We start from the raw sequence: 3517 nt of genomic DNA, 5'->3' as shown, positions 1-3517 counted from the left end.
GGGTTGGGGGCCTCGGATAGGAGGACGGCCAGGAGGGTCAAGGCGCCGTGTTTGTCCAAGGGGTCGTTGCCGTTGCCGCATTTGGGGGACTGGATGCAGGACGGGCAGCCGGTGTCGCACTCGCAGGACGCGATCGCGTCGCGGGTCGCGCGGAGCCAGGCGGGGGCGTCCGCGTAGCCGCGTTCGGCGAAGCCCGCGCCGCCCTCGTGGCCGTCGTACACGAAGACGGTGAGGAGCCCCGTGTCCGGGTGGACGGCCGTGGACACGCCTCCGATGTCCCACCGGTCGCACGTCGCGAACAGGGGGAGCAGGCCGATGGCGGCGTGTTCGGCGGCGTGGGCGGCGCCGGTGATGTCGAGGTCGGCGTCGTCCAGGCGGGAGATCTGCGCGTCGGAGAGCGTCCACCAGACGGCGCGGGTGCGGAGGGTGCGGGGCGGGAGGTCGAGGGGTTTCTCGCCGAGCATCTCCCCCGTTTGCAGGCGGCGCATCTGGTAGGCGACGACCTGGCGGGTCACTTCCACTGTGCCGAAGCAGAGGGTGGCCTCGCCCCAGGAGAGGGAGCGGAGCCGTTCGACGATGGCTATGTCGGTGACGTCGCGGGCGGTGGTCGAGTAGTCGGGGTCGGCTGATTCGACGAGTGCGACGGAGTCGTCCAGGTCGAGGGTCTGGACGATGAACGAGTCGCCTTGGTGGATGTAGACGGCGCCGTCGTGGACGGTGGTGTGCGAGGACGCCTCGTCCACGGTGCCGAGCAGTCGTCCGGTGCCGGCCTCGACCACTTGGATGGGGTCGCCGCCCGAGCCCCGTATGTCGGCCAGGCCGGCGGCCTTGTCGCGGCGCGTCCAGTACCAGCCGGCGGGACGGCGGCGGAGGAAGCCGCGCCGGACGAGATCGGGCAGCAGATCGGCCGTGGACGGTCCGAAGAGCGGAAGGTCGTCCTCCGTGAGGGGCATTTCGGACGCCGCAGCGCAAAGGTGGGGTTCAAGGACGTACGGGTTGTCGGGGTCGAGCACGGTGGCCTCGACCGGCGTGCCGAAGATCGCCTCCGGGTGGTGGACGAGGAAGGTGTCGAGCGGATCGTCCCGGGCCACCAGGACGGAAAGGGATGCCTGCCCGGAACGTCCGGCGCGTCCGGCCTGCTGCCAGAGGGACGCGCGCGTGCCGGGCCAGCCGCAGACGAGGACGGCGTCGAGTCCGGAGACGTCCACACCGAGTTCCAGGGCGTTCGTGCTCGCCAGGCCGATGAGCGAGCGGGAGCGCAACGCGGCTTCCAGGGCACGGCGTTCCTCGGGGAGATAGCCGGCGCGGTAGGCGGCGACTTGCTCGGCCAAGGCGGGAGTGACTTCGTGCAGAGCGCGCTTGGCGCCGAGTGCCACCGACTCTGCGCCGCGCCTGGAACGGACGAACGCGAGCGTCTGAATCCCTTCTACGACGAGGTCGGCCAGAAGGTCGCCCGCCTCAGCGGTGGCGGTGCGGCGGATGGGGGCGCCGCGCTCGCCGCGCAGCTCCGTCAGCGGCGGTTCCCAGAGCGCGAACGTCGCGGGGCCGCGTGGTGACGCGTCGTCGTCGACGGCGACGACGTCCAGGCCGGTGAGGCGGGACGCAGTCGTCGCGGGCTCGGACGTGGTGGCGGAGGCGAGGATGAACGTCGGGTCGGCGTGGTAGCGGGCGCACAGCCGGCGCAACCGGCGCAGGACGTGCGCGACGTGCGATCCGAAGACCCCTCGGTATCCGTGGGCCTCGTCGACGACGACGTAGCGGAGCCGGCGCAGGAACGACGACCAGCGGGAATGGCTCGGCAGGATCGACCGATGCAACATATCCGGATTTGTCAGGACGTAATTCGCGTGCTGCCGGATCCACGTTCGCTCGTCCTGTGGTGTGTCGCCGTCGTACGTCGCCGCCCGCACCCGCGTGAGGCGCAGCGAGCGGAGCGCCCGGAGCTGGTCGGCCGCCAGCGCCTTCGTCGGCGACAGGTAGAGGATCGTCCCCTCGTGCCGAGGATTCTCCTCTTTATAGATGGCCTCGACGGAAGGCAGCAGGTAGGCCAGCGATTTTCCGGACGCGGTCCCTGTGGCAATGATCACAGAGCGGCCCGCGCGGGCGTGTTCGGCCGCGGCGGCCTGGTGTTCCCAGGGGGCCTCGATGCCGGCCGCGGCGAGCCGTTCGACCAGCAGTGGCGGCGACCAGTCAGGCCATTCGGCGCGGCGGCCCTGACGTGCGGGAACGTTCTCCACATGGGTGATGCGTTCGCGTCGCGTGGGGTCGGCGAGAAGCCGGTCGAGCGGGGGAGAGGATCTTTGGACGCCCATCAGGTTTTCAGTTTGCCAGCCGGGGCAAAACAACGGGAACGCCCCGGCGCCGGTGGGCCCGTCCCCCCTGCCCTGGCCATTAGATCAGCAGGTCAAACGGGACGGCGCGAACTTTCGTCCGTGTGGGCGATTACGTGCGTGCACGACGCCGGAGCGTGGTTGAATCACGGCGAAGTCTCGACGGACGGCCACCTCCCGGGGGCTGGGAAAATCGAGATCGGATAGTGCTGCACGGCGCGCTGGAGGATCTGTGGACCTGAAGGTGAACGACTACACCACCGACGATGGCCTCACCGTCATCAACGTGGAGGGCGAGATCGATGTCTACACGGCGCCGAAGCTTCGCGAGAAGCTCATCGACCTGGTCAACAAGGGGAAGTTCCACCTGCTCGTGGACATGGAGAAGGTGGAGTTCCTCGACTCCACCGGGCTCGGGGTCCTCGTCGGCGGACTGAAGCGGGTGCGCGCCCACGACGGCTCGCTGGAGCTGGTGTGCACCCAGGAGCGCATCCTCAAGATCTTCCGGATCACGGGGCTGACCAAGGTCTTCGGCATCCACGACTCGATCGCCGATGCCGAGGAGAAGCGCAAGGGCGCCAAGTAGGCGGCCTGTAGCTGAGATGGCGACCGTTGAACTGTCCTTCAGTGCGCTGCCCGTCCACGTCCGCACCGCCCGGCTGATCGTGACCGCCGTGGCCCGCCGCAGCGGCGTCGCTGAACCGCTGCTGGATGAGGTCAGGCTCGCGGTCGGCGAAGCGTGCTCGCGGGCCGTGGAGGCGCACCGCCGGCACTGCCCGGACGAGCCCGTCCACCTGGAGTTGAGCGGCGCCGGCCGCCGCTTCGAGGTGACCGTGAGCGACACCGTCCCCGGTGATGACGCGGGAGGCGGCCTCCCGACGCCCCCGGACGCGGCGGACTTCGAGTACGGCCTGGGCGAGGGCACCGCCGAGCTGGGACTGGCCGTCATCGCCGGCCTCGCCGACGACGTGGAGATCGCCGCGACGCCCAAGGGGGTCCAGATACGGATGAGCTGGCCGGCCGAAGCCGAGGCGACCATCTGACGCGCCCGCCCGCAAGACGACCGAAGGCCCCGCCCACCCAGGCGGGGCCTTCGCCGTTCCACAGCCACCGCGACCCGCGATCCACCGCCCGCGGCCCGCCGCCCGCGGCCCGCCGCCCGCGGCGCTGGAGGTGGTGGCTGGTGG

3 protein-coding genes are annotated in these 3517 nt (G+C 70.5%); 2 read left to right on the top strand and 1 reads right to left on the bottom strand.

From position 1 onward, the window contains the following. Positions 1–2312: DEAD/DEAH box helicase (locus ETD83_RS40605; RefSeq protein WP_138650570.1), on the bottom strand; the 2312-nt coding region annotated here is incomplete at its 3' end. 250 nt (positions 2313–2562) lie between these two features. On the opposite strand from ETD83_RS40605, the gene ETD83_RS40600 reads away from it, so the two are divergent. Beyond that, on the top strand, positions 2563–2916 hold the full coding sequence (locus ETD83_RS40600) for an STAS domain-containing protein (RefSeq protein ID WP_026402937.1): 354 nt from the start codon (positions 2563–2565) through the stop codon (positions 2914–2916). A gap of 16 nt (positions 2917–2932) precedes the next feature. Next, positions 2933–3373 (top strand): ATP-binding protein, encoded by a 441-nt coding sequence (locus ETD83_RS40595; protein ID WP_138650569.1) that lies wholly within the window; start codon positions 2933–2935, stop codon positions 3371–3373. The last annotated feature ends 144 nt before the right edge of the window (positions 3374–3517 follow it).

The organism is Actinomadura soli (assembly GCF_005889715.1).
In the GTDB taxonomy this organism is placed as follows: domain Bacteria; phylum Actinomycetota; class Actinomycetes; order Streptosporangiales; family Streptosporangiaceae; genus Spirillospora; species Spirillospora soli.
Note: the sequence above shows the minus strand (reverse complement) of the source record. Positions and strands in the feature narration are given on the sequence as shown.